At 51.6% G+C, this 26927-nt stretch carries 28 protein-coding genes and 1 rRNA gene; 10 read left to right on the top strand and 19 right to left on the bottom strand.

The features are described 5' to 3' along the window. Positions 1–362 (bottom strand): 16S ribosomal RNA (locus tag LBW89_RS03615); the annotation flags it as partial. A gap of 619 nt (positions 363–981) precedes the next feature. On the opposite strand from LBW89_RS03615, the gene LBW89_RS03610 reads away from it, so the two are divergent. Beyond that, positions 982–1500, top strand: a complete 519-nt coding sequence (locus LBW89_RS03610; RefSeq protein WP_213503904.1) for a DUF3231 family protein — start codon at positions 982–984, stop codon at positions 1498–1500. A 49-nt stretch (positions 1501–1549) separates the two neighbouring features. Here LBW89_RS03610 and LBW89_RS03605 read toward each other — a convergent pair whose 3' ends face one another. From LBW89_RS03605 to LBW89_RS03580, 6 genes are all read right to left on the bottom strand, one after another. Then, complete coding sequence (locus tag LBW89_RS03605; protein ID WP_225038494.1) at positions 1550–3379, bottom strand: hypothetical protein; 1830 nt, start codon at positions 3377–3379, stop codon at positions 1550–1552. A 107-nt stretch (positions 3380–3486) separates the two neighbouring features. Continuing rightward, positions 3487–4041: a GNAT family N-acetyltransferase gene (locus LBW89_RS03600; protein ID WP_148458066.1), complete on the bottom strand. Its 555-nt coding sequence runs from the start codon at positions 4039–4041 to the stop codon at positions 3487–3489. An 85-nt stretch (positions 4042–4126) separates the two neighbouring features. Further along, positions 4127–5002, bottom strand: a complete 876-nt coding sequence (locus tag LBW89_RS03595) for a VOC family protein (protein ID WP_225038493.1) — start codon at positions 5000–5002, stop codon at positions 4127–4129. A 179-nt stretch (positions 5003–5181) separates the two neighbouring features. Continuing rightward, entirely contained in the window at positions 5182–5961 is a 780-nt protein-coding gene (locus tag LBW89_RS03590) for a TIGR00266 family protein (RefSeq protein ID WP_213503910.1), read from the bottom strand. A 56-nt stretch (positions 5962–6017) separates the two neighbouring features. Continuing rightward, entirely contained in the window at positions 6018–6521 is a 504-nt protein-coding gene (locus LBW89_RS03585) for a hypothetical protein (protein WP_148452576.1), read from the bottom strand. After that, a complete protein-coding gene (locus LBW89_RS03580; RefSeq protein WP_225038492.1) occupies positions 6514–6684 on the bottom strand; it encodes a hypothetical protein in 171 nt (56 codons plus the stop codon). Before LBW89_RS03580 ends, LBW89_RS03585 begins: the two co-directional genes overlap by 8 nt. A gap of 146 nt (positions 6685–6830) precedes the next feature. On the opposite strand from LBW89_RS03580, the gene LBW89_RS03575 reads away from it, so the two are divergent. Together LBW89_RS03575 and trxA are read left to right on the top strand one after the other, a co-directional pair. Then, positions 6831–7199 (top strand): MerR family transcriptional regulator, encoded by a 369-nt coding sequence (locus tag LBW89_RS03575; RefSeq protein ID WP_225038491.1) that lies wholly within the window; start codon positions 6831–6833, stop codon positions 7197–7199. A gap of 5 nt (positions 7200–7204) precedes the next feature. Continuing rightward, complete coding sequence (gene trxA / locus LBW89_RS03570) at positions 7205–7525, top strand: thioredoxin (RefSeq protein WP_225038490.1); 321 nt, start codon at positions 7205–7207, stop codon at positions 7523–7525. 156 nt (positions 7526–7681) lie between these two features. On the opposite strand, the gene LBW89_RS03565 is transcribed toward trxA, so the two are convergent. The 3 genes from LBW89_RS03565 to LBW89_RS03555 form a co-directional block, all read right to left on the bottom strand. Next, the gene (locus tag LBW89_RS03565; RefSeq protein ID WP_148452568.1) at positions 7682–8149 is read right to left on the bottom strand and encodes a hypothetical protein; all 468 of its coding nucleotides are present in this window, start codon (positions 8147–8149) and stop codon (positions 7682–7684) included. Between the two features lie 118 nt (positions 8150–8267). Continuing rightward, positions 8268–9347, bottom strand: coding sequence for an AI-2E family transporter (locus LBW89_RS03560; protein ID WP_225038489.1), 1080 nt, complete (start codon positions 9345–9347; stop codon positions 8268–8270). A gap of 57 nt (positions 9348–9404) precedes the next feature. Next, positions 9405–9671, bottom strand: coding sequence for a hypothetical protein (locus tag LBW89_RS03555; RefSeq protein ID WP_148452565.1), 267 nt, complete (start codon positions 9669–9671; stop codon positions 9405–9407). A 158-nt stretch (positions 9672–9829) separates the two neighbouring features. Here LBW89_RS03555 and LBW89_RS03550 point away from each other — a divergent pair, with 158 nt between their 5' ends. Further along, positions 9830–11188 (top strand): TrkH family potassium uptake protein, encoded by a 1359-nt coding sequence (locus tag LBW89_RS03550; RefSeq protein ID WP_225038488.1) that lies wholly within the window; start codon positions 9830–9832, stop codon positions 11186–11188. 68 nt (positions 11189–11256) lie between these two features. Next, complete coding sequence (locus tag LBW89_RS03545) at positions 11257–12489, top strand: aminopeptidase (protein ID WP_148452561.1); 1233 nt, start codon at positions 11257–11259, stop codon at positions 12487–12489. A 70-nt stretch (positions 12490–12559) separates the two neighbouring features. Here LBW89_RS03545 and LBW89_RS03540 read toward each other — a convergent pair whose 3' ends face one another. Together LBW89_RS03540 and LBW89_RS03535 are read right to left on the bottom strand one after the other, a co-directional pair. Continuing rightward, complete coding sequence (locus tag LBW89_RS03540; protein WP_148452559.1) at positions 12560–12760, bottom strand: hypothetical protein; 201 nt, start codon at positions 12758–12760, stop codon at positions 12560–12562. Positions 12761–12825: 65 nt separating this feature from the next. Beyond that, positions 12826–14016 carry an MFS transporter gene (locus LBW89_RS03535; protein ID WP_225038487.1) on the bottom strand — a complete coding sequence of 397 codons (1191 nt, stop codon included), beginning with the start codon at positions 14014–14016 and terminating at the stop codon, positions 12826–12828. Between the two features lie 137 nt (positions 14017–14153). Between LBW89_RS03535 and LBW89_RS03530 the strand changes: the two genes are divergently transcribed. The 3 genes from LBW89_RS03530 to LBW89_RS03520 all read left to right on the top strand — a co-directional run bounded on the left by LBW89_RS03530 (position 14154) and on the right by LBW89_RS03520 (position 16337). Then, positions 14154–14732: a TraR/DksA C4-type zinc finger protein gene (locus LBW89_RS03530; RefSeq protein ID WP_225038486.1), complete on the top strand. Its 579-nt coding sequence runs from the start codon at positions 14154–14156 to the stop codon at positions 14730–14732. Positions 14733–14914: 182 nt separating this feature from the next. Beyond that, the gene (locus tag LBW89_RS03525; RefSeq protein ID WP_148452553.1) at positions 14915–15523 is read left to right on the top strand and encodes an RNA polymerase sigma factor; all 609 of its coding nucleotides are present in this window, start codon (positions 14915–14917) and stop codon (positions 15521–15523) included. Continuing rightward, positions 15474–16337, top strand: coding sequence for a DUF4367 domain-containing protein (locus tag LBW89_RS03520; RefSeq protein ID WP_225038485.1), 864 nt, complete (start codon positions 15474–15476; stop codon positions 16335–16337). Before LBW89_RS03525 ends, LBW89_RS03520 begins: the two co-directional genes overlap by 50 nt. Before the next feature lie 76 nt (positions 16338–16413). Here LBW89_RS03520 and LBW89_RS03515 read toward each other — a convergent pair whose 3' ends face one another. From LBW89_RS03515 to LBW89_RS03505, 3 genes are all read right to left on the bottom strand, one after another. Next, positions 16414–17694, bottom strand: coding sequence for a hemolysin family protein (locus LBW89_RS03515; RefSeq protein ID WP_211373300.1), 1281 nt, complete (start codon positions 17692–17694; stop codon positions 16414–16416). 332 nt (positions 17695–18026) lie between these two features. Beyond that, positions 18027–18431 (bottom strand): spore coat protein GerQ, encoded by a 405-nt coding sequence (gene gerQ / locus LBW89_RS03510; RefSeq protein ID WP_373317641.1) that lies wholly within the window; start codon positions 18429–18431, stop codon positions 18027–18029. Between the two features lie 194 nt (positions 18432–18625). Continuing rightward, positions 18626–19048 (bottom strand): cell wall hydrolase, encoded by a 423-nt coding sequence (locus tag LBW89_RS03505; RefSeq protein ID WP_148452545.1) that lies wholly within the window; start codon positions 19046–19048, stop codon positions 18626–18628. A gap of 234 nt (positions 19049–19282) precedes the next feature. On the opposite strand from LBW89_RS03505, the gene LBW89_RS03500 reads away from it, so the two are divergent. Continuing rightward, positions 19283–20608 carry an FAD-dependent oxidoreductase gene (locus tag LBW89_RS03500; RefSeq protein WP_225038484.1) on the top strand — a complete coding sequence of 442 codons (1326 nt, stop codon included), beginning with the start codon at positions 19283–19285 and terminating at the stop codon, positions 20606–20608. Between the two features lie 46 nt (positions 20609–20654). Here LBW89_RS03500 and LBW89_RS03495 read toward each other — a convergent pair whose 3' ends face one another. From LBW89_RS03495 to ilvB, 3 genes are all read right to left on the bottom strand, one after another. After that, positions 20655–21059 (bottom strand): DUF2500 domain-containing protein, encoded by a 405-nt coding sequence (locus LBW89_RS03495; protein WP_225038483.1) that lies wholly within the window; start codon positions 21057–21059, stop codon positions 20655–20657. Positions 21060–21276: 217 nt separating this feature from the next. Then, a complete protein-coding gene (locus LBW89_RS03490) occupies positions 21277–21462 on the bottom strand; it encodes a hypothetical protein (RefSeq protein ID WP_213503926.1) in 186 nt (61 codons plus the stop codon). A gap of 203 nt (positions 21463–21665) precedes the next feature. Next, positions 21666–23372, bottom strand: a complete 1707-nt coding sequence (gene ilvB, locus LBW89_RS03485) for a biosynthetic-type acetolactate synthase large subunit (protein ID WP_225038482.1) — start codon at positions 23370–23372, stop codon at positions 21666–21668. 128 nt (positions 23373–23500) lie between these two features. On the opposite strand from ilvB, the gene LBW89_RS27660 reads away from it, so the two are divergent. Next, entirely contained in the window at positions 23501–25558 is a 2058-nt protein-coding gene (locus LBW89_RS27660; RefSeq protein ID WP_225038481.1) for a LuxR family transcriptional regulator, read from the top strand. 21 nt (positions 25559–25579) lie between these two features. Here LBW89_RS27660 and LBW89_RS03475 read toward each other — a convergent pair whose 3' ends face one another. Then, entirely contained in the window at positions 25580–26884 is a 1305-nt protein-coding gene (locus tag LBW89_RS03475; protein WP_225038480.1) for a WD40/YVTN/BNR-like repeat-containing protein, read from the bottom strand. Between the last annotated feature and the right edge of the window lie 43 nt (positions 26885–26927).

The raw sequence follows: 26927 nt of genomic DNA, 5'->3' as shown, positions 1-26927 counted from the left end.
GAGTCTGGGCCGTGTCTCAGTCCCAGTGTGGCCGTTCACCCTCTCAGGTCGGCTACGCATCGTCGCCTTGGTGAGCCGTTACCCCACCAACTAGCTAATGCGCCGCAGGCCCATCCGTAAGTGACAGCCCTGATTAGATCAGAACCGCCTTTCCCAAGCCTCCCATGCGAGAAACTTGATTATCCGGTATTAGCTAACGTTTCCGCTAGTTATCCCGGTCTTACGGGCAGGTTACCTACGTGTTACTCACCCGTCCGCCGCTAAGTTAATCAGGAGCAAGCTCCCGATTAACTCCGCTCGACTTGCATGTATTAGGCACGCCGCCAGCGTTCGTCCTGAGCCAGGATCAAACTCTCCAATAAAGGATCGGAAGGAGGCTCATACCCGAAGGTCATGAGGTGTTCCATCCGAGTGATGCTTTATTCGAAAGAGCCTTAGCTCAATCAGTAACTGACGAGAAAATTAATTCTCATATGATGGATTTTCAAACGACACAAGGTCGATTTAAATTCCATCATTTTAATACTCACTCGTTGTTCAGTTTTCAAAGATCAACTTCGTTCATTTCGTTATCGCCTCATCAGCGGCAACTTTTATATCTTACCACATCAGCAAACCTGATTGCAAGAACTAATTCTTACCAGTTTGCTTACCGCGCCACCGTCGAAGCGGCCGGAGTAATAATATATCACGATAAGCGCTCCAATAACAAGGTGTAATTCCTTCCAGTTCGCTTATCACCCGGTCGATTCCCTGACCGGATTTACAATATAACATGCAGGCTGGAGAAGTGCCAAATGTAATTTCATCCAAAAGTTTGTTTCTCCCAAAAGTTTGTTTCTCCATTAGGTTCGATGAGTCCTTACTCCAATCAACCGCACCTAGCCTTCCCCCGCCAAGAAAACCTCAAGCATTAAAATCGTCCCTTAGGTAAATAATGAACCCGTAGGGTAATTCATTAAGAACAAGGGAGATATTCTAATGGGTATTTTGAGCGGGAATCCCAAAGACCAACCGATGCATTACGGCGAGGTTATCGGCATTTGGGAGACCTCGATGATGGCCAAGGGAACCATTTCATGCTACCAGGCGTACTTAAACCATGCCGGTGACAAGGACCTGAAGGAAGTGCTTAAAGACCTTCTGGACCAAGCCAAACTGGAATCCAAAGAATGCGACGCCCTGCTGACCGAGCACGGGGTTTTGCCGGCTCCCGGATTTCCGGAAAGACCGGCGGTATCCTGGGAGGACATTCCACCGGGAGCCCGGTTTTCCGACCCGGAGATCGGCGCGAAAATCGCGGCGGATTCCGCCTTGGGGCTTGCCGCATGCAGCAAAATGATGGGGATGTCCTTCCGTGAGGATATCGGCGCATTATTTGCGAAATATCATACGACAAAAGCGGCGTTCGGCCTGCGCATTCTTCGATTGAACAAAGACAAAGGGTGGCTTATTCCTCCCCCGCTGCATTTCAAAAGATCCGACGAGGATCAAGACTAACAAGAGAATCCCGCCACAGGCGGGATTCTCTTCATCATTATTTTAAACTTTACCATTCAAAACCCAAACTGTCCTCAATATGCTCGATAAACACGGAAGCATCAGGATCCTTGGAAGCGAGCTTTACAAACTGATCCATATTCTTTGCTAAGGCCTTCTCGATGTCCTTTAGCTCCTCCACATCTTCCGGCGACAACTCTAAGGCATCCGGGTTTTCGGCTCCCATCTTCTTATTTTCAATCACCGATTTCAATTCGCTGTGAAAGCCGTCCCAGTCCTCCTGGAGCGATTCCAGCGCCTTTACATCGACGGTAGAAGACTTCGCGTTTCCGTCGGCATACTGGTTTAAGGCAAATTGAAGGTCGAGCTCCGAACCGGCGTTAATGATTTGCCAAATCGTCCCTCCGCCCGATGCAATATAATTGTAAGTAGCTAAATCATTTGTCATCTCTCTGACGAGCTTTTCATACTGTTTCACCCGCCCTGCCAGCTTCGCATCGGACGCCAATTCGGCGCTTCTCGCTTCTCCCAACCGTTCCGCTATAGCATAAACAATGTAGCTCTCCGAAAATGTGTTGCTTTCATTAATAAATAAGACGACCGAGTCCGACGAAGCCGCATAGTCCCAATCCAAGTATCGTTGAAGTTGAGGGGTGCATATGTAACCGGATAAAGTATCGAACGCCGCCTGAGCGTCCTCTTTTTTGAGGTCCGATTGGATCCGCTGAAGAATCTCCGCACCTTTTTTCTCCAGGTTGGCGATCGTCAAGTTCTTGACCGAGTCACTCAGCACGTCATTATACCAAGGCAGCGTACTATAAACCTTTTCTTGGGCAAAATATACAGACGCCCGGGACAAAGCCTTCTGCCCGCTCTTCTTGTTCGGTTCCGTATATTCATTAATGATCACAATATCTTTCACCCCATCCCCGTTCATGTCTTTGAACCCGATCGCTAGAATGTCTTGGAACCGTAAATTTTGCGGATGGGAATCAGGCAGTGTATACAGAATCCGATCCTGGTCATCGGCCAAAAGAAACAGCGGCTTTTTTTCGTCCCCTTTCAAATAATAGCCGGAAACCAAGCGAACCTTCCCCCAGGACGCCGTATCCATATCGAATGACTGTTCCTGATCCTGGTTGAACCCGCGCTCATTCCAATCGCTTAAGTTGGCCAGTTGGGGGATTTCTTCCGTGCCGGAAGTTTTATCTCCCACCGCATCGCCGTCCCCTAGATCTTCATCGATTTCACCTATACTTGTACTGGGCAAAGTCTTGAGCTCCTTCGTAAACGGCTCCACCTCCAGATGAAACGTTGTTCCGGTATCTTCCTCGCTCCCGGGGATCGCCAATTCAAGAAAACCGTCCCCTACAAAACCTGAGAAAACCTCATCCATTTTCCCTTCATAGACATAGCCTTTTTCCTTCAAAACGGGAAGGATCATGTTCTCCAAGGCGCGGTTAGCTTCTTCCCCGCTCATGTCCTTCAAATTAGGAACTGAATTCGCATCGAGAAACAGATTATAAAGCGGCATTCCGCTAACCCCATCCACTACCGTGCCGGTTTTAACATTGACCTTATAAATGGCGGCCTCCATCCCTTCCGGAGCATCGCCATAATAGGTCAGCATCTCGGCGGAGAGATGTTCGGACGTATCTTTTCCTCGATATTTGAGCCCTTTATCAAAATAACGTTGCATGAGTTCGGTGATCTTCCCCGTCTCCGCGTCAGCCGTATTTTCTTCAGTGACCGCTTTTGGTTCCGGCGAACCGCCGCCCTCCGCTCCTTCGGATTTGCCTGAACAACCGGAAAGAACCAGACCTCCGGCAAGCAGCAGAATCAGGCTCCAAACTCCAAAACACTTGTGCGACATCTTCATGCTTGATCTCCTCTCTGGGTACGACATTCCATATTTAACCACCCGCCGAGGAAACATGTCAATAAGGAAAACGCCCGGTTTCCCGGGCGCGTGATCCGATATAAATCTCAGGTCCTATTTGAGTCGTACTGTTGTTTGAGCAGGGCAAAAATGACGGCGTCGGCGAACTGATTTTTCTCATAAAAACATTGTTTCAGATAGCCTTCTTCATGAAAACCCGTCTTTTCCAACAGGTACCTGGAACGAATATTGTCAGGGTCGATATAAGCTTCGATCCGATTCAGCCTGAGATCTTCAAAGCCGAAACGCATAATTTCCTGCAGCACCTCGGTCATTACGCCCTTCCCCCAATAGGTGGGGTTTAACTCGTACCCGATTTCGGCTTTATAATGTTCCTTCGCCCAATTATGGAAGCCGATCGTTCCGATGACTTTGTTGTTCGGCTTCTCGGTAATAGCCCAGCGAAATCCTTTCTTCTCGCTGAACCGGCGGTTCCAGGATTGAATTAAATCCTCGGCCTGCCGAAGTTCCACAAAGCTGTCCAGGTCATAATATTTGGTGACTTCATCATTGGAAAAATAATGAAACAAGTCGCGGGCGTCCTCGGAAGTCAGCTTGCGCAAAATAAATCTTTCCGTTTCCAATTGCGGGAACAGCTGCATGGCATTCGGTCCTTTCCTACGGAATTCGTATTCCTTATTATAGGGGAAAGGAAGCGCCGGAGAAAGTGGGAAGCGCTTTTTTATTCTATTCTTCTCTATCGGAAATCTCGATTCGGATACCGATCCCGAACGGATCTCTCAATACGATGTCCCCCGAATGGCGTTCGAACGGAATCCGACCGGCAATCAGCCGCTGCTCAAGCTCGTTAAGCTCATCCAAGTTAGGAACGGATACGGTAAAATAGCGGACGCCCACGGCATCCTCCGGCGCGGCCGGCGCTCCGGCCCCTGCCCAAAGGTTCAAGCCGATGTGGTGATGGTAGCCCCCGGCGGAAATAAACAAGGCGGAATTGCCGTAGTGCGCCGTAACCTCAAAGCCGAGCGTTTCACAATAAAATCGCCGGGCCAATTGTAAATCGCCGACATGAAAATGAACATGCCCGATCTTAGTTCGGTCCGGCAGCCCGTTCCAGTCCGCCCCCTCGGAGGCGGATAACAGCCCGTCGACATCGACCGGGTCCGTAGTCATGACGTACTCGCCCCGTTCATTCCTTTGCCAAGTCTCACGAGGACGATCGGCGTAAATTTCAATGCCGTTCCCGTCCGGATCGTTCAAATACAGGGCCTCGCTGACCAAGTGGTCGCCTTGGCCGATCGGAATCCGGTGGCTCGCCAAATTCCGCAGAACCAACCCAAGTGACTTGCGATCCGGGACAAGCACCGCAAAGTGATACAAGCCGGACACCGATCGCTCGGGCAGCCTGCGGAAATTCGGATTGGCTTCGAGAATAAGCAGAGGATGCTTTCCATCGGCCGTCAGCACGGCCGTTGCCGCAGCTTCGTCACGGCTCAGAAGGCGAAACCCGATCACCTCACTGTAAAAACGCAGCGATTGCTCCATATTCGTGATTTTGATGGAAACCGGTCCAATCTCGGTATCCGGATGAAGTTGCGCCTCCATATGCATTATCCACCTTTCAAAATAATAGTTATAGTAATAAAGTAAGTTAATGTTGATGTAACAAGTATAGTTACATTAAACGTCCGCGTCAACTTTTGTTTGATAAAGCTCCTGTTGCGTCATATAAAAAAATGCCCCATAACGGGGCATTTTACAAACCGATGCTTCATTTTATGTTATTAACGTTCGAACAAGTTACCGAGTCCGCCCAGCAAACCGCCTTCATCTTTTCCGCCAAATCGGGCAGCCGACAGAACGCGATCCGCCATCCGGCTGAACGGCAGGGATTGGACCCAAACTCTGCCCGGACCGCGCAGCGTAGCGAAGAACAAGCCTTCGCCGCCAAAAACGGCAGTTTTAACGCCTTTGACGAATTCGATATCGTATTCCACTGAAGCGGTCATCGCCACCAGACAACCGGTATCCAGCCGGAGAATCTCGCCGGGGGCCAGATCGCGCTCAATCACAAGCCCGCCCGAATGGACAAAAGCCAGACCGTCCCCTTCAATCTTCTGCATGATAAACCCTTCCCCGCCAAAAAAACCGGCGCCCAGACGGCGCTGGAACTCAATTCCCACGGAAACCCCTTTTGCCGCGCACAGAAAGGAGTCCTTTTGGCAGATGATCTTTCCGCCCAGTACCTGCAGATCCATCGGGACGATTTTGCCGGGATAAGGGGAAGCAAAGGTGACGCTTTGGCGGTGGTAGCCCGTGTTCGAGAAGACGGTCATAAACAGGCCTTCGCCCGTAAGCAAACGTTTGCCGGCGCCCATCAGCTTGCCCATCAGACCGCCGCCCTGGTTGCTCCCGTCCCCGAAGATCGTCTCCATCCGGATATCCTGGTCCATCATCATAAAGCTGCCTGCTTCGGCGACCACACTCTCACCTTGATCGAGCTGAATCTCCACGCACTGCATTTCCTCGCCCATAATTCGATAGTCGATTTCATGTGCATTCAATTTGAGCGCCTCCCCCAAAGGATAATAAACCGTATTTATTATGTAAAAAAAGCCGGTTACAGCTTCTCCAACATCAACAGCATATGCTCCAGCATTTGCGGCAAATCCGCCAGCACCTCTTCGCCGAACCTGCGGTTGAAATAAATAATGATCTCGTCCAGCGGCATTTTCTCCGCTTCGCCGTAAACCGTAATAATCCGCTGCATTTGATGGACATGATTTCCCCAGATTTCCGTCGTCAGCGCCTCAATTTGAGGGCATTCCACCTCCGGTTTCTTAAGGCGTTTATAAAAAACGGGCTGCATTTGACAGCCGAGGGTTACGGTGTCAAGCTCCAGAATCTCCCCCGCCAAGTCCTCCGTATCCGCCCATAGCTTTAACTCCGCCCAAACTTCGGGTTTGTCCGGCAACGAGAACTGAATGGCGTAATAACGGGACATCGCCGTCAACTCAACCCGGTCAATTCGGCCGATCACTTTCAGTTCCCCGCGCATATCCAAATCATAGACCGAACCTTCCAGAACGACCTTTAAATTATCAAAGACGGTTGGATCAAACATCCCTGTACTCCTTTTCCAAGATGGACATCAGATAGAGAGATTCGTACCCGCTTTCGCTTTCGTCCCGGAGACATTCGCGAAGCACTCCTTCCTGCACGAAGCCTTCCGACTTGTACAGGGCCTGCGCCCTCAAATTTTTACTCTTCACATCCATCGCACTCATTCTGTTCCTCCTCCAAATCGCCGTCGCTCACTTCATTATACACGGAACCTAAGCCGCTGAAAAATAGTTTGACCCTGACACTAATGTCAGGGTTTATAATGTCCTTACGGGTCACTCCGAAACAAAAAGGCAGGTGAACAAGCGACGTGAAGATCGGCGAACTTTCCAAATTAACCGGAGCCAGTATCCGTTCTCTCCGCTACTACGAACAACAAGGGTTGATCGTCTCCAAACGGCTGGACAACGGATACCGCGATTACTCCGCAATGACCGTGGAGCAGGTCCGGACGATTCAATTTTATCTGCAACTGGGTCTTACAACGGAGCAAATCTCCGGTTTTCTCAACTGTGTCATGACCAGCAAGGAGGCTTTTTGCGAGCAGATCCTTCCGATTTATCGCAGTAAATTGGAAGAGATCGATTCCCAGATCACCTTGCTCCAGGCTATCAAGTCCAACCTGCAGGAGCGCATCGCCTTTTTGCTGGAGGAAAACCCGAAATTAAAGGAGGAATGAACTTTATGAGTATACAAAGAGTTGTTACCCCGTCCGAATTCGAGACACAAATCGGCCAGGAAGGCATTACAGTGGTTGATTTCGACGCCCCTTGGTGCCCGCCCTGCAAAATTTTAGGGCCGATTCTCGAGCAGCTCCACGAAGACCATAACGGCAGTGTCAACCTGGTAAAAGTCAATTGCGACGAAGCCGTCGAACTTGCCTCCCGGTTCGGAATCATGTCGATCCCGACCGTCATTCTGTTCCATAACGGCGATCCGGTGGAGAAGCTGGTCGGTCTTCGGCCGCGGGAAGTTTATGACCGTCTCATCGAAAAATATAATTAAGCGCCCTGCGCGAATTTGCTCGAACAGCTCCGGCATCAAATGAATGACCGGAGCTTGTCCCGTTTTGATCTTAATGTTGCCGAACGGCATTAAAAAGGCACCTTCGCAAAAACGCGAAAGTGCCAGGTCTTTCAACAGGCATCTCATCTCCTCGGTTCATTCGTACACGGGTACTCCCCGGACCTGTTTGGCCAGTTCGATGTATGGTCCGTCCGCCAGGTTGTTGAACGCCAGATGCGTGGCCCTTAAACTAAGCAGCTTCTCACCGGGCGACACGCCAAACTCCTCCCAGGTCTCAAGCGGCAGCCGGATGTATTGATCACGCCCCAGATAAGTCCAGCAGAATAACCGTTCTTTGAAGCATATCGTCCGCCCTTCAGGGATGGAAAAATTTCGGAGCTGCGGCAGGCTGGCAAATATTTTCGCCAGGGGTGAATTGTCGATCAGTTCCTTGCAGACCACGCTGAAACCTTTGACGGTGTTTCGGCCCGACATGAGAATGACGTTTGAATCCGTGCGGATGTGATATTCCTGCAGGGCTTGACCCGGCAGGTAAAAGGATCCATCCGGGAGTACTTTGCTCCAGGCATAAAAATACTTCCCGTTTTTGGCGGTTACTGCCATGTCTTATCATCCCCCGAGAATTTATGATTCCCCTTTCATTAGGTTAATCATCTCCCATGGGGCTGGGCAGTCGATATGATTTTCATCACCATTTATCGGCTGGCGGAAAACATTTAAATCAGGTATTTAGTTCTTCGACTTTGTCCGACAAAAAGATCTGATATACGCGCACAACGATGATTTTAACCATCATATACACCGGGATGGCCAAAATCATCCCTAAGATTCCCCCGAAGTCTCCGGCAATCAACAGCAGGACGATCGTCGTGAGCGGATGAATGTTTATCGTTTTTCCATAGATGTAAGGTGAGATCAAATTCCCTTCCACTTGCTGGGCAATCACTACGATAACGACCGTCCACAACACCATGGAAGGCGAAATCGTAAAAGCGACGATAACGCAAGGAATCGCTCCGAGAAGTGACCCGAAATAAGGAATGAAATTAAACAATGCGCCGACGATGGCCAGGAGCAGCGGATAAGGCAGACCGATCAGCCAAAAACCGATGAAGCACATGACGGCCAAGACGACCGCACTGATCATACGCCCGGCGATAAACCCTTTAAGCATCGTGTCGATATCGTGGATGACGGTTTCCCCGTCGCGGCGATATCGCTTGGGAACCATCCGTACCAGCGAAGGGGTGACCCGGTGATCCTCCTTCAGCATGTAATACAGCATAATCGGCACCGTGCCGACCACGATAAAAAAGTCGTTCAGAAATGTAAACACATGCGATATGTAACCGGTAGCCTCTTTGATACCCTGGTTGATGTACTCGGTGATTTTGTCCATAAGTTGGGTATCCTGATTGTCAAACATGGAGAAGTAACGATTCTTCCGAATTTCATTCATTTGACTTTGCAGCCCGTCAATCAGTTTCGGCACATTGTTGATGAACTCGGTGATCTGCTTCTGCAAGGGCGGCCAGACGACCATGAGAAAAATCGTCACCACGCCGGCGAACAGAAGATAGATGAACAGAATCGACAGCATCCGATTCATCTTCCGCGACTCCAGATATTGCACGACCGGACGAAGCAAATAATACAGAAACCCGGAGATCGTCAAAGGCACGATCAGAATCTGCACCAAAGTAACCAGCGGGTTAAATATAAAATGAACCTTGTGAATCAGATAGATGATGGTTAAGAGCATGATCGCTCCCAGGCACCTTCTGTAAAAAGGTTTCTCCATCAAGGGCATTCCCTCCTCGTTAGGACCGGCTTTATACGGCTCCGTTCGTTCGCCGCTCTACTCGGCCAACTTGGATTGAGCGGCTTCCAAAAGCTCGTCAAACCATTCGTCATCTTCCTCAAGCTTGGCGTCGACGCTTAGAAACTCGGCTTCTATTCCGGATTCCTTGGCGTAATTCAGACTGTAGTCCCATTCCTTTCCCTTTTTGCTGTAAAAAGTGATCTCGTAGGCGGCTTTGTGACCTTCGACCTCGAACACCGTGCTGCCCACCAACGCTCCCTCTTCATCCTTGCGCATTTGGGCATCCACAATCGTAAAATTCATCGTATTCTGTCTCCTTTGGTCCATCGATTCTTTTTTGCTTCCTTCTCATTTGCGTTTTCACTATAATGGGGATATTGCTCCTGAAAACAAGCTATCCTATTGCAATATCGTATCATTTTTTTTGTCAATAGCAAGAACCAGTATGAGGTGAACAAGCATTGTCCAACAAGAAAAAAAACTCGATTCAAGCGCTGACGCCGGCAAAAGTTCTGGCTTACGGATTCGGCACCATCATTATTTTAGGAACCTTCCTTTTGTCGCTTGCCCCCGCTTCCGCCGACGGAACGCCCATGCGGTTGATCGATGCGCTGTTTATGGCGACATCGGCCACCTGCGTAACCGGGCTGGCTGTGGTGGACACCGGCACGCACTTCTCCCTGTTTGGGGAGATCGTTATTCTATCTCTTACCCAAATCGGCGGCTTGGGATTCATGGCGATCGGCACCCTGATCGCGCTCGCGTTTAACCGGCGGATTTCCCTCCGCGACCGGCTGGTGCTCCAGGAAGCCATGAATTATAACTCCATGGAGGGGCTGCTTACCTTGATTCGCCGGGTCATCGTCTACGCCGCGGTCATTGAAGGGACGGGCGCACTGCTGCTCGCCTTGCGCTGGGCGCAGGACATGCCTTGGGGCCAGGCCCTTTATTTCGGCATCTTTCATAGCATCTCCATCTTCAACAACGGCGGATTCGACCTGTTCGGATCGATTCACGGCAAATTCAACGGCTTGGGAGAGTATGCCGTTGATCCGTTCGTCAATGTGGTGGTGATGATCCTCATCGTTCTGGGCGGCATCGGGTTCATTGTGATTTCCGACCTGCTGCATTATCCCAAAACAAGAAAGCTGTCCCTGCATACCAAAGTAGTGCTGACGATGTCGGGAATCCTCATTGTTGTCGGAGCCGTGTTCATGCTGGCTCTGGAGGCCGGCAATCCGGCAACGCTGAAGCCGCTGAACTGGGGGGACCGGATCATGAGCTCCTTCTTCCACTCCATCAGCGCAAGGTCCGGAGGTGTCAGTACTTTAAGTATGGCGGATTTGCATCACTCCACGCAGTTTCTGTTCATCCTGCTCATGTTTATCGGCGCCGCTCCCGGCTCCACCGGGGGCGGCATTAAGGTAACCGTGTTCGCCATCCTCCTCGGAGCGATGTATTCCATGATCCGCGGGCGGGATGACATCGTCTTTTTCCGCCGCCGCTTGTCTAAAGAGTCCATTATGCGCGCGATCACGCAAACCTGGCTGGCATTGTTTCTCGTCATTTTTGTCGCGATGGTGCTGTCGACTCTGGAGGATCGCGAGTTCCTGCCGCTGCTGTTCGAAACGACTTCGGCGTTTGCCACGGCGGGCTTAAGCCTTGATTTGACGCCTAGGCTTACGGACCTCAGTAAAGTCATCCTATGCGTCGTCATGTTCCTCGGCCGGGTTGGTCCGGTCACTCTGGCCTATGCTTTGGCTCCGCATAAAGAGAAGGAGCTGTACAAGCACCCCGAGGGAAAAATAACCATCGGTTAATTGGAACGTCTGTCTCAAACGTAGTATGATATAGGAACAACCATTTTTTAGAATATGGAGGAGCGCCAATGTCTGATTTTCAAAATAAACTACAAAAATACGCCGAACTCGCCGTTAAAATCGGAGCGAACGTTCAGCCGGGCCAAAACCTGATCGTCAACGCCACGGTGGATTCGGCGGAGCTTGTCCGCCTGATCGTGAAGCAGGCCTACGAAGCGGGAGCCCGGTTTGTCAAAGTGAACTGGAGCGACGATACCGTCACCCGCCTGCGTTACGAATTGGCCGCGGATGAATCTTTTCTGGATGAGCCCAAATGGTACGCCGGGGAGATGCTGGAATATGTAGAGAACGGAGCCGCGGTGCTGCATGTCATCTCTTCGGACCCCGACCTGCTGAACGGAGTGGATCCGCAGCGGATCACCAACCATCATAAAACCTACGGCAAAGCGATGAGCAAGTATCGCGAACTGCAAATGTCCGATAAATTCAGCTGGTCGATCGTCGCCGTTCCTTCCCGAGCCTGGGCGGCCAAGGTGTTTCCAAATTTGCCGGAGAACGAGCAGGTTCCCGCCCTGTGGGAAGCGATCTTCAAAACCGTCCGACTCGACCGGCCGGACCCGATTGCCGCTTGGCGCGAACATATCGACGGCCTTACCCAAAAATCGGATTATCTCAACGCCAAGAGATACAAGAAGCTTCATTATGTAGCCCCCGGCACCGATTTGACGATCGAACTGCCCAAGGGTCATCTTTGGGTCGCCGCGGAAAGCATCAACGCCCAAGGGAATACGTTCCTGGCCAATCTCCCGACGGAAGAAGTCTTCACCGCACCGCTTAAAACCGGCGTCAACGGTACCGTGTCCAGCACGAAGCCGCTCAGTTACAACGGCAACATCATCGACCGGTTTAAACTGACCTTCGAAAACGGGCGGATCGTTGACTTCTCGGCGGAGGTCGGCGAAGAAAATCTGAAGCAGTTGATTGAATTGGATGAAGGTTCCCATTATTTAGGGGAAGTGGCGCTCGTCCCTCACGGTTCGCCGATTTCCCAATCCGGCATCCTCTTCTACAACACGCTGTTCGATGAGAATGCGTCGAACCATTTGGCCATCGGCAACGCCTATGCCTTCAACTTGGAGGGCGGGAAGTCGATGACGCGGGAGGAACTAGCGCAAAGCGGCCTGAACGCCAGCTTCGCCCATGAAGATTTCATGGTCGGCTCCGCCGAAATGGATATTTACGGCGTTACGGAAGACGGCAAGGAAGAGCCTATCTTTACTAAAGGCAACTGGGCGTTTTAATGCCAAGAACCCGCCGGGGAAAATCCCGGCGGGTTCTTTTTCATCGGTTGTCTTCATCAGGTCCATAAAGTTAGAAGTCCAGTAAAATAGCCAGCAGCAACGCAATCACCAGGATGGAGCCGCCATAAATCAGTGTGAGCTTCGCCAGATTCTTCTTGGTCCGTTGATCGTATTCGGGATTGCCGGTTCGATTTTCCCTGGAGTTCCCGATCATTAACGTCCCTGCCGCCGCAGCGGCAACCAGCACAATAATCAACACGTACAGCCACATGGTTGCGTCCTCCCTTTCACGGGCATAGCCCTTACGTTATCCTAGAACAATGATTCCAAGTTTGTTTAGCCTTCGCTTCCCTTAACGGTCCCCATCCTTTTGACCACCACCGCCGCGATACTGAACAGAACCAGCGCGGCCAGAAATGCGGAAAGCAACCAGGAAGACGCACCCGCGCCGCCCCAGTCCATGCTTTCCCCCATCCAGAGCGGCAGGAAGGCTCCTCCTACCCCGCCGGAAGCGATCAGCAGACTGGGGGTCATTTCTTCCGCACCGGGCAACAGCTTATTGGCAAATACCAGAGCGATGGAAAAGAGTCCCGACATAAACAGCCCCAAAAGCACAATGAACACCAATAAGACGGTGAGGCCATGAACAAGAGCGAACAAGGAGATCATCAAGAAACTGCCGAGGCAGCACATGATAACGTATCGGCTATACGATATTTTCTCCGCAATCACCCCGGCGAACAACCGTCCCGCCGTCATCGCGATCCAGAATACCGTGACGCTTAAAGCCGCCGTGGCCTTGTCCGTTCCCGCTTTCTCGATCATTAGAGACGGCAGGAAATTGACAAAACTCATTTCCGTCCCTACATAGAGAAAGAAAAACGCAATGAAGATCACCAAGAGCCATCCCCGTTGTCCCGGATATGTGCGAAGCAAGGAACCTTTGGGTTTGGTCCCTTCCTCCCTCGCGTCCAGCACCGCATTGAGCTCCTTAAAGTTTCCTTTGCCGCAAACCAGCAGGAGGACCAAAGCCAGGAAGGTGACCAGCAAGAAAGAATACCGCCAAACCTCCTCGCGAATCAACCATCCGGCGATCAACGGCATCAGTAACGCGCCGCCTCCGAAGAATACTTCGAGCCGGCTCATGGCAATCGCCGTTCCCTCCGTGACGGCCACCAAAATCAAGGTCCCGATGACGGCTTCAATCATCCCGAAGCCAAATCCCGCCACCGCGCCGATCGCGTACATCCATTCCCATGGCGGGAGAAACGCGTAGCACAACTCGGCTGCGCATAACATCGTCGTTGCGATCAACAAGCCTTTGCGCTTACCGAATTTCCTTAACAGCAGCGGAGATACCAGCACCCCGAGCAGGAAACCGGCGAACTGGGCAAAAATCAACGTACCGCCGGCGCTGTAATCTTTTCCGTAATGTTCCAGAAGGTTGGGCATAATCGACCCCACCACCACATGAGCCAACCCTATCAGCAGGTAGGCTAAGCATCCCATCCACAATAATCTTTTCATCTATCTCTCCTCAAATATTATAGCCGGCCCTAACCTCCATTGTAAGGTATTGCCTGTCTTGCGTCACCCTCCAATCGAAAAGGGTAAAGCAAGGATAGACGGAAAATCCAGACGATACTTTAAAGGAGGGAAACATCATGAACCATCTCACGAAAGAACAACTGCAGACGTTGAGAGATATGCTGGTCCGGGAAAAACGGGACTTGGAGCATCATTTCGATAAAGGAAATGAGGAGTCCGTCTCGGATGAATCGCTGCGCGTTTCGACCGGCGAGCTGTCCTCTTACGATAACCACCCTGCCGATGTGGGGACGGAAACCTTCGAAAGAAGCCGCGACTTGGCAGTCGACGAGAATTTAAGAACCCGTTTGGACGAGATCGACCGCGCTCTGGATAAAATCGAGGATCTCACCTACGGATCCTGCGAGGTCTGCCATCGGGAAATTCCGTATGAGCGGCTGGAAATTCTCCCGTACACTTCCTTTTGTGTCGAGCATACGCCGGAGCGGACCATTTCCAACGACAGGCCGGTTGAAGAAGACGTGATGACCACGCCCCCGAAAGGCGCGGGCGAACACCGTCAGCGCGATGCCGGGGCATTCGACGACGCAGGCGCGTGGCGCTCCCTTGAAGAATACGGGAATTCCGATTCACCGGCGATGGCGGCCAAGCGGAATGCCCCCGACTACAACTCTCTGTCAATGGACGAGGATTGAGTCCGAAGACCCGGTAGCCCTACGCGAATATACCTAGTTCAAAGGCATTTTTCCGATCCGGAAAAATGCCTTTCGTTGTATTTGCCATGGTAAAACATTCCTTTTGCCCGTAGGTTATAGTAAAATCGAGATATTGGTTTTTTTTAGATTCAAAGTGCCTAACGGCTAGAGAGGAGAGTACCATGCCGGAACGGTTGGAATGGCTGCTCGGAGCCGATTTTCAGAATTTATCAGATCCGATTCAGGAAGATGTTTACTACGGTTTTTATGATCTTGTCTATGGAACCATCTACTATCTTGTCAAAGACCATCAAGCCGCCGAAGATATTATTCAGGAAGCCTTTATCAAAGTGGTCACCAAAAAACCGGAATTCGAAAGTGTCAGCGGGATGAAGGCTTGGTTAAAAACGGTGGCGCGAAACACCACCATCAATTATTTTCGAAAAAATAAAAAATTCCGTAACCATGTGGATGTCGAGAGTGTTTATATGGATATAGAGCCAATTAATCTGCAGGTCCCTTCGGTAGAGCAAACCGTGGAAACCAAAATGATGGAAGAAGCCATCCTTGCTTATTTGAACGGACTCAAGCCGGAATACCGCCAGTTGATCGAACTTCGCTGGAAACAGGGATTGAGTTATAAGGAAATCGGAGAACGCATGAAGCTATGCGAGAATATCGTCAGACAAAGGCTATTCCGCACGCGGGAAGGGATTAAGAAAATGCTGTATAGAGAGTGGGGTGGCGGCTATCAAGAAGGTGAACGGCAACAATCGGGGGTATCCCGTTGATTTTGAAACCAAGTTTGATCAAGCCTTCCAACAAGCTGTCGAGGCCCTTCCCTTTTACACGGATGCCGACCGCCGCAAATCGTGGGAACATATACGCGAGAAGCTGAACAGGGACAAAATTCGGCGCAAACGGCGCAAGCAAATGCAGCTCGCCGGCATCGTAGCCGCTTCCATGCTGATCGGCGGAGTGATCTTCAGCCCTCCCTTGGCAACCCAAGCGATTTCTCCCATTTATCAGGAATTGAAGAACTGGGGGAACGGCGTGACGCAGCTCGTTTTTGGAAACGGACGGCAAACCGATTCAACCGGAGTCATGGCGTCGATTCCTGCGGTGCAGCCTGACGAGGGAGAGGCTCAGCCTACACGCAAGTCCATCCATCTCGTGGCTTCGAATGTAAGCGAAGTCGTCAAAGTGAGCGAGGAAGAAGCACGGGAGTCTCTGGGCTTCCCCCTGCCGAATCTGACTTACATACCGGAGCGCTTTCAACTGCAAAGTATCGAGATCATTATTCCGGCCGAGCTGCAGGGCGATCCAAACCCGTTCGGAAAAAGCGCCCACCTTCGTTATCGATCCGACCAAGGCCATTTTTTAAGGATCTCCTTCGATCTGCTGCTGCAAAACGAAACCATGACGATGACGAATTTGTACGCCGAGAAGACGGAAGAGGTCGAATTGGATAACGGAAGTATCGCTTATTTGTCGACTGGACATGGCAAAGCGAAAATTAACCTGATGCTGGGCAATGTTCATTTCATGGCTTATGGCCAGGTCAGCCGGGAAGAAATCTTGCGGATTGCAAACGGCATAGAATGAGTCGGCATAGCCTGTCTCATGACATAAAGGAAGGGCAGATCCCGGGGGGGATCTGCCCTTCACTGCAATGTATAAGTTAAGCGCCTGCCTCTTCGATCGGAAGAAGCTGTTCTTTGAGCAGCTTGACGCGCGAAATTCTCTTGTTGTCGGTTTCCTCAACCATGAAAGTATAACCTTCGTGCTCCACGGTCTGCCCGGCTTGCGGAGGAAGAATGTCGATGCGCGAATACAACCAGCCGCCGATCGTATCGTAGTCATCGGAATCCAGTTCGAAGCCGAATCGGTCGTTGATCGATTCGATCAGCATCAACCCGTCGATGGAATAAGTCATTTCATCCAACTGCTCGATACCGGGCCGCTCTTCATCGAATTCGTCCTGAATTTCCCCTACTATTTCTTCCACGATGTCTTCCAGCGTCACCATGCCGGAGGTTCCCCCGTATTCATCGATCAGGATCGCGATCTGCGTCTTCCCGCGCTGCATCCGCTTCATTAAATCACTGATCGGTATCGATTCGGGGACCGCCATGATCGGCCGCAGCAGATCCCGGTAATCCTGGGTATTCGAACGGATCAAATCTTTAATATGAATAAATCCGATAATATGGTCTTTATCAATATTGCATACGGGATAACGGGTTCGAGTGCCCTCTAGGGCGATTGTCAGGTTCTCATCAAGTGTGTTCTGCGTGTATAAGCAGATCATTTCCGTCCGGGGGATCATGATTTCCCGGGCCGTGGTATCCGCAAATTCAAAGATGTTGTCGACCAGCGACATCTCCGTGCTGTCGATCAGCCCGCTCTCCGAACTTTCCTTCATCATCACGCGGATTTCTTCCTCGGTGTGAAGGGAATCCTGCTCCGAGACCGGGGCCATTCCCAACAATCTCAGCAGCCCGCTCGACAAGCGGTTCAACAGCCAGATAAAAGGAAACATGATCTTGTAAAAAATCCGCATCGGCCGTGCCGACAAAAGCGTCACCTGCTCGGCTTTGCGTACGGCGATCGTTTTGGGAGCCAGTTCCCCTAGAACGATGTGAAGCACGGCGATCAGTAAAAAGGAAACGAATAGTGACACGATATGCACCAATCGTTCGCCGAATCCCGCAATCTCAAACAGCGGGCTCATCATACGCGCGACAACCGGTTCTCCCAACCAACCCAGCCCCAAAGAGCATAAAGTGATTCCGAGCTGGCATGCGGATAAATACCCGTCCAAATGATTCAACATGCTCTTGGCGATCACGGCGCTTTTACGGCCCTCTTCGACGAGCGTGTCGATTCGTCCGCTTCGAATTTTAACGATGGCAAATTCGGCGGAGACAAAAAAGCCGTTCAGCAGGACCAGCAACAGCATGAGTCCCAAAGATAATAGACTCGGTAAAGGGTCTGTCAATACGATTCCTATTCCCGCGCGATCCGCGATGAATAGGTGCACCTCCTTCGCGGTTTGAAATGATAATGATGTTGGATACTTGCGTATATCGTCAATTTCCCAATGGATTCATCTCCCCTGTTATGAGCATTTGCCTCACGAAATAAAAAGTACATGCTTAATTACTTTTAATTATATAATTATACACTACACAGTCAAACCCGTGTGTATGACTGATAAACGGGCTATGAAACCAGCTTTTTTCGCAACAAAAAAACAGAACCTTTCGGGGAAAGGCCCTGTTTTTAAAATATTTACCCTCTGCGCATGGCCGGCAGCTGGCCTGGTGTTCCCGGATATTGGTAGTTCAGCGGTTGATCGAAGGTTGCGTAATCCAGGTTCACCATGAGCAGCAGCGTTCTTTGCCCCGTACTGGGATTGCTGATAATAATGTGGTCCCGGCCCGCGGCCTCCAGCACGCCTTTGAAGATTTTGGCGTTCCACTCGGAGTTGTTCTCGTAGGTCATGTAAAACGTACCGATTTTTCCAAGATTCAAGCGCAAAATGTTCTCGATGTAGGATTGCTCGTAAGTAGGGATTTGCACCGGCATCACGGTACCCGAAGGGGTCATCGGACTGCCGCTGGGAACCTGCGGAGGTTGTTGATAGGTCCCCGCCCCAGTTCCTGTTCCGGTTCCTGCCCCGCCTCCCATGCCCATTCCTGTCCCCGTTCCCGTCCCGGTTCCTGCGGGATATTGTCCCGAGCCCCCTACTCCAATTGTGTAAGTAACCGGCCGATAAGCTGGATTAAACATGCCGTGTATTCCTCCTTAAATATTATGTGTTTGTTTTTTGAATCCTTTGTTTATGAAAATCCCCGAGGGTGGATTCCCTTACTCGGGTACCCCAAACCTTAATACACGTCAGGACAATCTTCCGCGGTTGGCGCAAAGAAGCAGTGGGCTTTAAACCTTCCCGTATTTTGCTGGTTGTACCATGTTGCCGGACAGTCGCCGGCAGGCCGGAAAAACCACAGCGCATTGGAGGCGGGCCAAATCCGCTCGCCATTGATGACACGCCGGGCCAGACGAATCTCCCGCTCCCTGGCTCCTTGATAGAAGTAACCTTTTTGCGTAGCCTCATAACCGCCGGGGGATTGAAAAACCATGTCCCGCATATTTCGGATACCCCGAAAATCCAAGCACCCCCCGAGAATCCGATTGACCCCGACATTGCCGACCATCAGCATTCCCTGCTCGCCTTCCCCTTCGGCTTCCGCCCGCATCAACCTGGCGAGAAGCTTCACATCTTCCGAATTGGCTTTAATGACTGCCAAAACCCGTTCCCCCTTCCTCTCGACTGAACGATATATCCTATGTGCTAATGCCTATCCGGGTGCAAACGCCCATAAAAAAACTGTCAAGCGAATTTTGTCGAATTGGCAGTGTATGCGATTGCAATTTTGAATATTCCGTGTCTATTTCTATGGACGCGCTTACATGAATAGCATATACTGATAAAAGAACAAGATTTTCTTCCTTAACTCAAAACCTTTTAGGAGGTTCTTCTCATGAAAATCGCAATCATTGGCGGCGGTTTGGCCGGTTTGACAGCTGCCGCGTATCTTTCTGCTCAACCGAACATTGAAGGTACCGTTTTTGAACGCAGCCCTCAACTCGGAGGTCGTGCTTTTACTTACGAGAAGTCGGGCTTTACCCTGAATTATGGGGCGCATGCCGTCTATGGCATCGACCGCCATACCCTGCAGCATATGGAGGAAGAGCTGAACCTGAAGTTTCAAAGCAAACAAGTCGATAAGCGCAAGGTCGTTTATGCCAAACATGGCCGTCTGACCCCCGCCCCGCTGGATTTCGTCAATATTATGAAGACCGGGGTCCTTACCCCGATGGAAAAGGTCAGATTCGTCGCAGAAGTCGCCGCCGTAATCAGCCATATTCATCAGTTGAAACATTACCGTACGCTTGGGGAGTATCTCGACAAATCCAATTCCGCTCCCGATGTGAAAGAGCTGTGGGAGCATCTCGTCAGCTCCAACTTTTTTATTACGCCCGAAGACGCGCGCAAAGTATCGGGCGAAGTGATTGCCGAGTACTACCATAACCTGTTCCTTTCCAGCAAGCCCGTCAACTATATCCTCGGCAGTTGGACGACGATCACTGATCAGCTTGTCCATAAAATCGGGGAGAACGAGAAATGGGACATTGCCGTCAAAGAGCCGGTTGAAACGATTGTGATGGAGAAGGGAAAATTCATCTTAAATACGAAGAGCCGCGAAGCCTTGGAATTCGATCAGGTGATTTTTGCGATGCCGGTACAGCAAGTATGTAAAATGCTCGAGAACACGCCTTGGAAAACGCAGCTCGACCCTTACAAGGACAACACCTGCACGGAAGTCCTGGTCTATGATGTCGGTTTCTCCAAAGTGGTCGCGCGTCCTTTCCACTATATCAGCGATATGGATAACAAAGTGTTTATCAGCGATGTTTCCGCGACCGATTACACCGTAGTGCCCGTGGGCGGCCAGTTGCTGCAAGGGATCGCCTACCTGAACGACGACTTTTCGGATGAAGAGGAGAAGAAGCAATACCTGGAAAAGAAAACCCAGCAAATGGAGGCTCTCTTCGATACGTATTATCCGGATTGGCGGGAACATACGGCGGTCAAACGGGTGTCGAAGAAAGCGATGGTCGCAAGCGTCAAAAATATTTACAGCAACAAACTTCTGCCCAACAAGCTTCCTGGCGTTCCTTTCCTGTTTTGCGGCGACGGATGCGAAGGCAAAGGCGAGCTCGCGGAACGCGCCTTCTCGAGCGGACGCGCTGCGGCTCAGATGCTGCTGAACCAAAGGCTGGAAACCAAAGCGCTCGCGCTCTAGTTAAAAATGTGAAGGAGCTGCCGACGGCAGCTCCTTCTTCATGTCCTTAATAATGCCTGTATTCCTGAAGCCCGGCACGATAGGTTTTTAAGCGTTCAAAACCAAAGTATCGGCTGCCTTGAAAGGTGAGCTTTCCCTCATCCCCTTCCGAGCATAAACCGTACTCTTTTCCGCTAACGACGAATTCCAGACGGTCTCCGCTCTCCACTTCAAACGTCAAATAGTATGTGCTGTCCGAACGGTTCACCGAGAGATCCGTATCATGCCTGTGGGAGACTTCGGTCCGTTTTCCTACAATGATGGAGTGCACGGTAAGCACCGGCTGCCGGTTGTCGGACAAATAACGCTTGAAGCCCTTGGCCCCCGTTAACAACAGCATCCCGACGATGATGATCAAAAAGACCGGAATCGCCTGATTCATCACCCCGAACAATTCAACCCCAGACTGCATACTTCCCCTCCTTGTCACAAACTACCTAACGTCGGCGAAAGCCTGTATCCTTCCTGTCTTCCCTATATATATGCCGGCCGGATCAAAACTTGTTATTCAGGGGATGGAGAAAATATGCCTCCTTGTCCTACTTTTTTTGGACAAAATAAAATAACCTCCGATCCCTGGGCCAAGAATCGAAGGTTATCCGAATGAGGATATGAATGAAGAGCCAGTGTCATGCATAATAGAGTTGAAGCAGTTCTTGAGTTTCATCGGTCGCTTGCGCATCACGTTCGCACAATCCTTGCTCCGCCCAGCACGCTTGGCAAGCTTCCTCTGTCGTGCACAAATGAGCGTCTTCGCAAGTGTAGCAGAATTGCAGGAAGTTGCGGGTTACGGTTTCTTGATTTGCGGTTTTCATGAGGATCCACTCCTAATGTTTTATTAAGAACTCGCGTTCCTTGGTGGTGTTTCCTTCTTACAAGTTAAATATATCACAAAGTCGAAATTGTGCACGTGATAATTTTCACAAATTAATGAACATCGTCATTTTCTTTATTTACGCGTAAAACCGGCATTCGCTGATTACAATGTCGCGAATGCCGCTATAGCGATGGGAAGACGCTATTCACATAAAATCATATCCCGTAAAGTATCCCCTTGCCGGATCATAGGCAGCACCAATTCGTCTTTATCAACGATGAATTCCAGAAGCACCGGGCCCGGATGCTTCAGGGCCACCTCCCAAATCCTTTCGGCGTCCTCGGGATTGTCCGCGCGCAACCCTTTTACGCCATACGCTTGAGCCAAGAGAACGAAGTCCGGGCTTCCCGACAGGTCGATATGGCTGTAGCGTTTATCGTAAATGACTTCCTGCCACTGGCGAATCATCCCCAACGTTCGATTGTTAATGACGACGATCTTCACCGGGATTTGATGAATCGAGCAAATGGCCAGTTCCTGGGAACACATCTGAATTCCCCCGTCCCCGTTAATCGAGATGACAAGCCGGTCGGGATTGCCGATTTGAGCGCCGATCGCAGAGGGAAACCCGAAGCCCATCGTTCCCAGGCCGCCGGAGCTTAAGAAGCTGCGCGGGTACTTATAGGTAAAGAACTGGGCCGCCCACATTTGATGCTGTCCGACGTCCGTGGTTACGATCGCCTCGCCCGAAGTCGTTCTGGATAACATTTCAATCACGAACTGCGGTTTCAGCTTTCCTTCCTCTTCCCGATACCTAAGCGGGTACTGTGCTTTCAATCCGGAGAGGTAATCCACCCATTCTCCGTATTTCACGGATTCAAGCTCTTCGGATAACCGTTCATTCAGCATGTCCAGGACCTCCCTCGCATCGCCCACCACGGAAATAAACGTTTCCACCAACTTATCGATTTCGGCGGCATCGATATCGATATGCGCAATTTTCGCCTCCGGTGCGAACGCATCCAGCCGCATCGTGACCCGATCGTCGAACCGGGCTCCGATCGCAAGCAGGAAATCGCACTCCGTCAAGGCGCGATTCGCGCTGACCGTCCCATGCATGCCCGGCATGCCCAGCCATAAGGGATGATCCCCCGGAAAACCTCCCAATCCGAGCATGGTGGTCGTCACCGGAATGCGGGCCCGCCCGGCGAAGGCGAGCAGCTCCGCCGAGGCCTCGGCATGGATCACGCCGGCACCGGCGACAATGACCGGCTTGCGGGAACCGCGGAGCGCTTCAAGCAGCCTGTCGACATCGGCAGTCTCCGGCCGTTCCACGAGCCGGTACCCCGGCAGCGACACCGTCTCCGGGTAGCGGAACGGAGCCAAGGCCGCCGAAACGTCTTTCGGTATATCGATCAGAACGGGTCCTTTTCGCCCGGTGCCCGCAATATGGAAGGCTTCTTTGACGGTTTTGGCCAAGTCTTCCACTCTGCGAACAAAAAAACTATGTTTGGTGATCGGTTGGGTGATCCCGACGATATCGGCCTCCTGAAACGCATCCGTTCCGATCAACTGGCTGGCGACGTTGCCGGTAATGACCACCAAAGGAACGGAGTCCATATAGGCCGTCGCGATTCCCGTTACCAGATTGGTCGCTCCCGGGCCGGAGGTCGCCAGGCACACCCCCGTTTTTCCGGTCGCTCTGGCATAACCGTCAGCCGCATGAATGGCCCCTTGTTCATGGCGCGTCAGCAGATGCCGAAACTCCTCGTTTCCGTGCATGGCATCATAAATATATAAAACCGCTCCGCCCGGGTAACCGAATACGCATTCGACCCCTTCTTTCAACAACGATCTCAGCAGGATTTCCGATCCTGTCACGAGTTCCAACTCTTCGCATGTATTCATCTGTTCTCGTCCTTTCGCCGACTGATGCACAAAAAATATCACACCCGCGTTCCTTCGCGTAACTATCCATTCGGGGATTTTGATAGTATACTTCTAGATAATTATGGATCGAACCGGAGGTTTAAAGCGTGATAGAGCACAAGAAGATCAAATCGATCGGCGATATCCTGCATCGGGTTCAAGAACATGGCTTCGTGGGTAGAGTCCCCGAGCAAGAGATGTTTGATCGGTATTTAAAAGGAATGGAACATCGAAACGAACGGATCCTGAATCTGTTCGGCCCGCCGGGTATCGGAAAAACCGAGCTGCTGGGACAATTTAAAAGACAGGCCGAAAAGCTGGGCTTCCGTCAGGTTCTGGTGGACTTCCGGGAGATCGGACCCGAATTCAGCGCCTTTTCTCGGGCACTTTCCAAGCAGTTGGCCCTGCCGGACGACAATAACGGAGACAGGGATAAAGCAGTCTTACAGGGATTGCACGAATCCGCGTCAGACGGCCCGCTTCTCCTGGTCCTGGACCATTACGAGGAAGCCGGCGCATTGGACAAATGGGTACGCACGGCGCTGATCCCCGGACTCCATATCAGGACTTGCATCCTTATCGGGAGCCGTTATCCTTTACTCAGGTCCTGGATCACGTCGCCGGCTTGGATTTCCATGATCGTGTCCATGCCGCTGAGCGAATTAAGCCGCAGCGAAACGGACGAATATATGAAGCGACACGGAAACTCCCGTATGGCGGAGGATCAGGCCTGGCTGCACACCAAAGGCCATCCGCTAATGCTGTCCCTGTGGTCCGGAAAGATGGACCGGATTCTCGATTCCGCGGAGGAAGCGGGAACTCCCCGGGTTGAGCCCCTCCTGGACTGTTTGTTGGACTACGGTCTGGAAGAAAGCCATCGCAAGGAGTTGACGGATGTCCTGGAGGTTGCCGCTTTTTTACGTCATTTCGACCAGGAACGGTTGGAAGCGATTTTACGAAGGGAACTGCCCTTCGCCATCTTCGACCGTGTGATTCAGCTCTCCTTCGTTCGGAAGTACAGCCGCGGCTGGCAGATCAATCGGCTGATTCGAGAAGCGCTGCGCAGCCGGGTTAAAACGCGGACCCCTGAACGTTACCACCAGCTCCGCGAATCGACGGTAAGTTTCTATACCGCCCGCCTTCAGCAAAAACTCGAACAGGGTCAAGATGTAACGGAAGATGTGGAGGAACTGATGCAGTATATCGGCAATCCTGTTCTGAGAGCCCATTACAGGCATGTCGAGGGGATTCATTATATGCTGGAACAGCTGGATCACAGCAATTTGGAGGAAGCCAAATCCTATATCCGTCAACGTCAAGGAAGCGCCCGCCCCTGCCGCGTTATCTGTGCTGACCCGGAGACCGGAAACGAGTATCGCTACCGGCTCACCCGAGAGGAAAGTCTGCTCCGATTGGTTCCGGCGCGGCCGATTGAGCTGGCGGAACGTTACCCGGATACCGTCAAGCTGTTCAGAAACCATGATGGACAGCTGTTCGGATTGGCGGCGGTCGTTCCGGTAAACCGGGAGCATCTCCCTCTTCTGGCCTCCTCCCCGGTTTCCCGTGCCTATATTGAAAGCCTGGCACCCGAGGAACTCGCGGAGATCCGGCAATTATCCGGGCCAGACCGCCATAAGGGCCATTTTCTGCTCGCCTTGGATATGGAGAATCTGGAAGATGACCATCAGCGTTCGATCCTAGTGCATTTTACGTTGAAATATATGCTGTCGGGGGAGCGGCTCCTGGTTTCTCCACCTCCGCACCCTTATTATCAGGACGCTTACCGGAATCTGGGCTTCGAGATCGTACCGGGCGCCGACCATTCCAACTATGGCGGTGAAATGAGCGCGTTAACGCTTGTGGCCGATAGCCGGGGGAAGGGCTTGTTTCGACTTTTTGAAAAGTGGATGACCACCCCGCTTCCCCTATCTGAGTCTCCGGCGGCGTTGTCGGCGGCGGGCGATCTTCCCCTTTTTACCTCCAGGGAACGGGAAGTGGCCGAAAAGCTGCTCAGAGGCTTGACGAATCAACAAATTTCCCAAGCCCTTTATATTAGTGAAGCGGCGGTTAAAAAGCACTTGACCGCTATGATGCGCAAAGCGGAAGTCCAAAATCGGACGCAGCTCGTCTCCGCCATCTTAGGGGAGCTGCCCGCTTCCAAATAAAAAAGTCAGTTGGACGCGCTCCTAGAGCACGTGCCAACTGACTCCTCCATCCTGCGTTTGCATAAGCAGGGATCTTTTTTTATCGTGGTTGGCTACAAGCAGCCACCCTGTTTGGGGGGAATGGAACTGCAGCTTGACCACCTCGGGGTAATCCGCGAGAATCTCGCGCAGTTTCCGGCTTTCCGGCAAAGGCGACCACGTTTTCCCTTGATCCACCGTATGAATCATGGCCGATTTCTGCAGGGACCACCCCTCAAGGGATGTCAGAAACGTGGTGGACAGTTCCCCATCCTCCTCACTCTTCCACGGCAATCCCAACGGAGCCAGACTCCAGCTCTTGCCGGCATCCATCGTAAAATATCCGTTATACTTCAAACCGCCCTCTCCGCCGCAGCCTACGGCTACCCAGGCCGCCGTTCCGGCCGCGTTCAACGCTTGGGGCGCGGTTGTCGTAAAACGGGTACATCCAGTGATTTTGCTATCGTCAAAAAACGAGGCGCTCTTCGTCCAGCGTTGTCCTCCGTCCACTGTGACATAAAGAGCGGGAACTCCCTCTTCGATTAACGTAACATAGCCGTTCTTCTCATCGGTAAACATCATGCCGTCGGGTTTCCCCAGCTTGGGCAGTGTTTGGTTCGCCGCGGAGCTCTCGGTTGGAAGCAACGAGGTACTCATAATTTTCTCCCAGGTCGCCCCGCCGTTCGACGTGGTATACACGGCTTTGGCCTCGATGCTGTCGGCCCCGTCACCGACGGTCAAGATCCAGCCCCGGTACTCGTTTACAAAATAAATCGAAGAGACGTCATCGGCTTCCGGAAGCGAGGTCATCTTCCAGGTCCCTCCCCCGTTGGTGGTCCGAAGCACAATGGCTTCCCCCGAACCGAGCGAATCTCTGACCACCCAGCCATGGTCCAGGTCTTTGAAAAACAAGTCTTTTCCGTATTGCGGATTGTTCGGAAATTGAATCGAAGAAGAAGGGGAAATATTCGTCCAGGTTTTCCCGTTATCCCTCGTCGTATACAAACGCAATTCGCTTCGCGTCGACCCCCATGCCAATCCGGAAGTATCGCTCATTAATTTAAAATCGGTCAGCCGCGTTTGTATTTGGTATTGTCCCGCCTCGGCCTCCGCCGGTGATGAAGTATGGGGACTCGGCGAAGGTTCGGGGTTGACGATCGTTAACGTCTGTCCTTCTTCCACCGTCTCCTCCTCATTCAGCGAATGGCGGGAGGAAACCGGATCCGCCGGTTGTTCCGAAGCGCAGGCGGTCAGCAACAGACCTGCGGCCATAACGCATCCCGCCAGCTTGCACCACCACTTGAGCAAACAATCACCTCACTGTCCTAACTCTTAGCTGATAGATTAAGTA

Origin of the sequence: Paenibacillus sp. alder61, assembly GCF_020179875.1 — a bacterium.
GTDB classification, from domain to species: domain Bacteria; phylum Bacillota; class Bacilli; order Paenibacillales; family Paenibacillaceae; genus Fontibacillus; species Fontibacillus faecis.
This window is presented reverse-complemented; position numbering and strand designations above follow the sequence as displayed.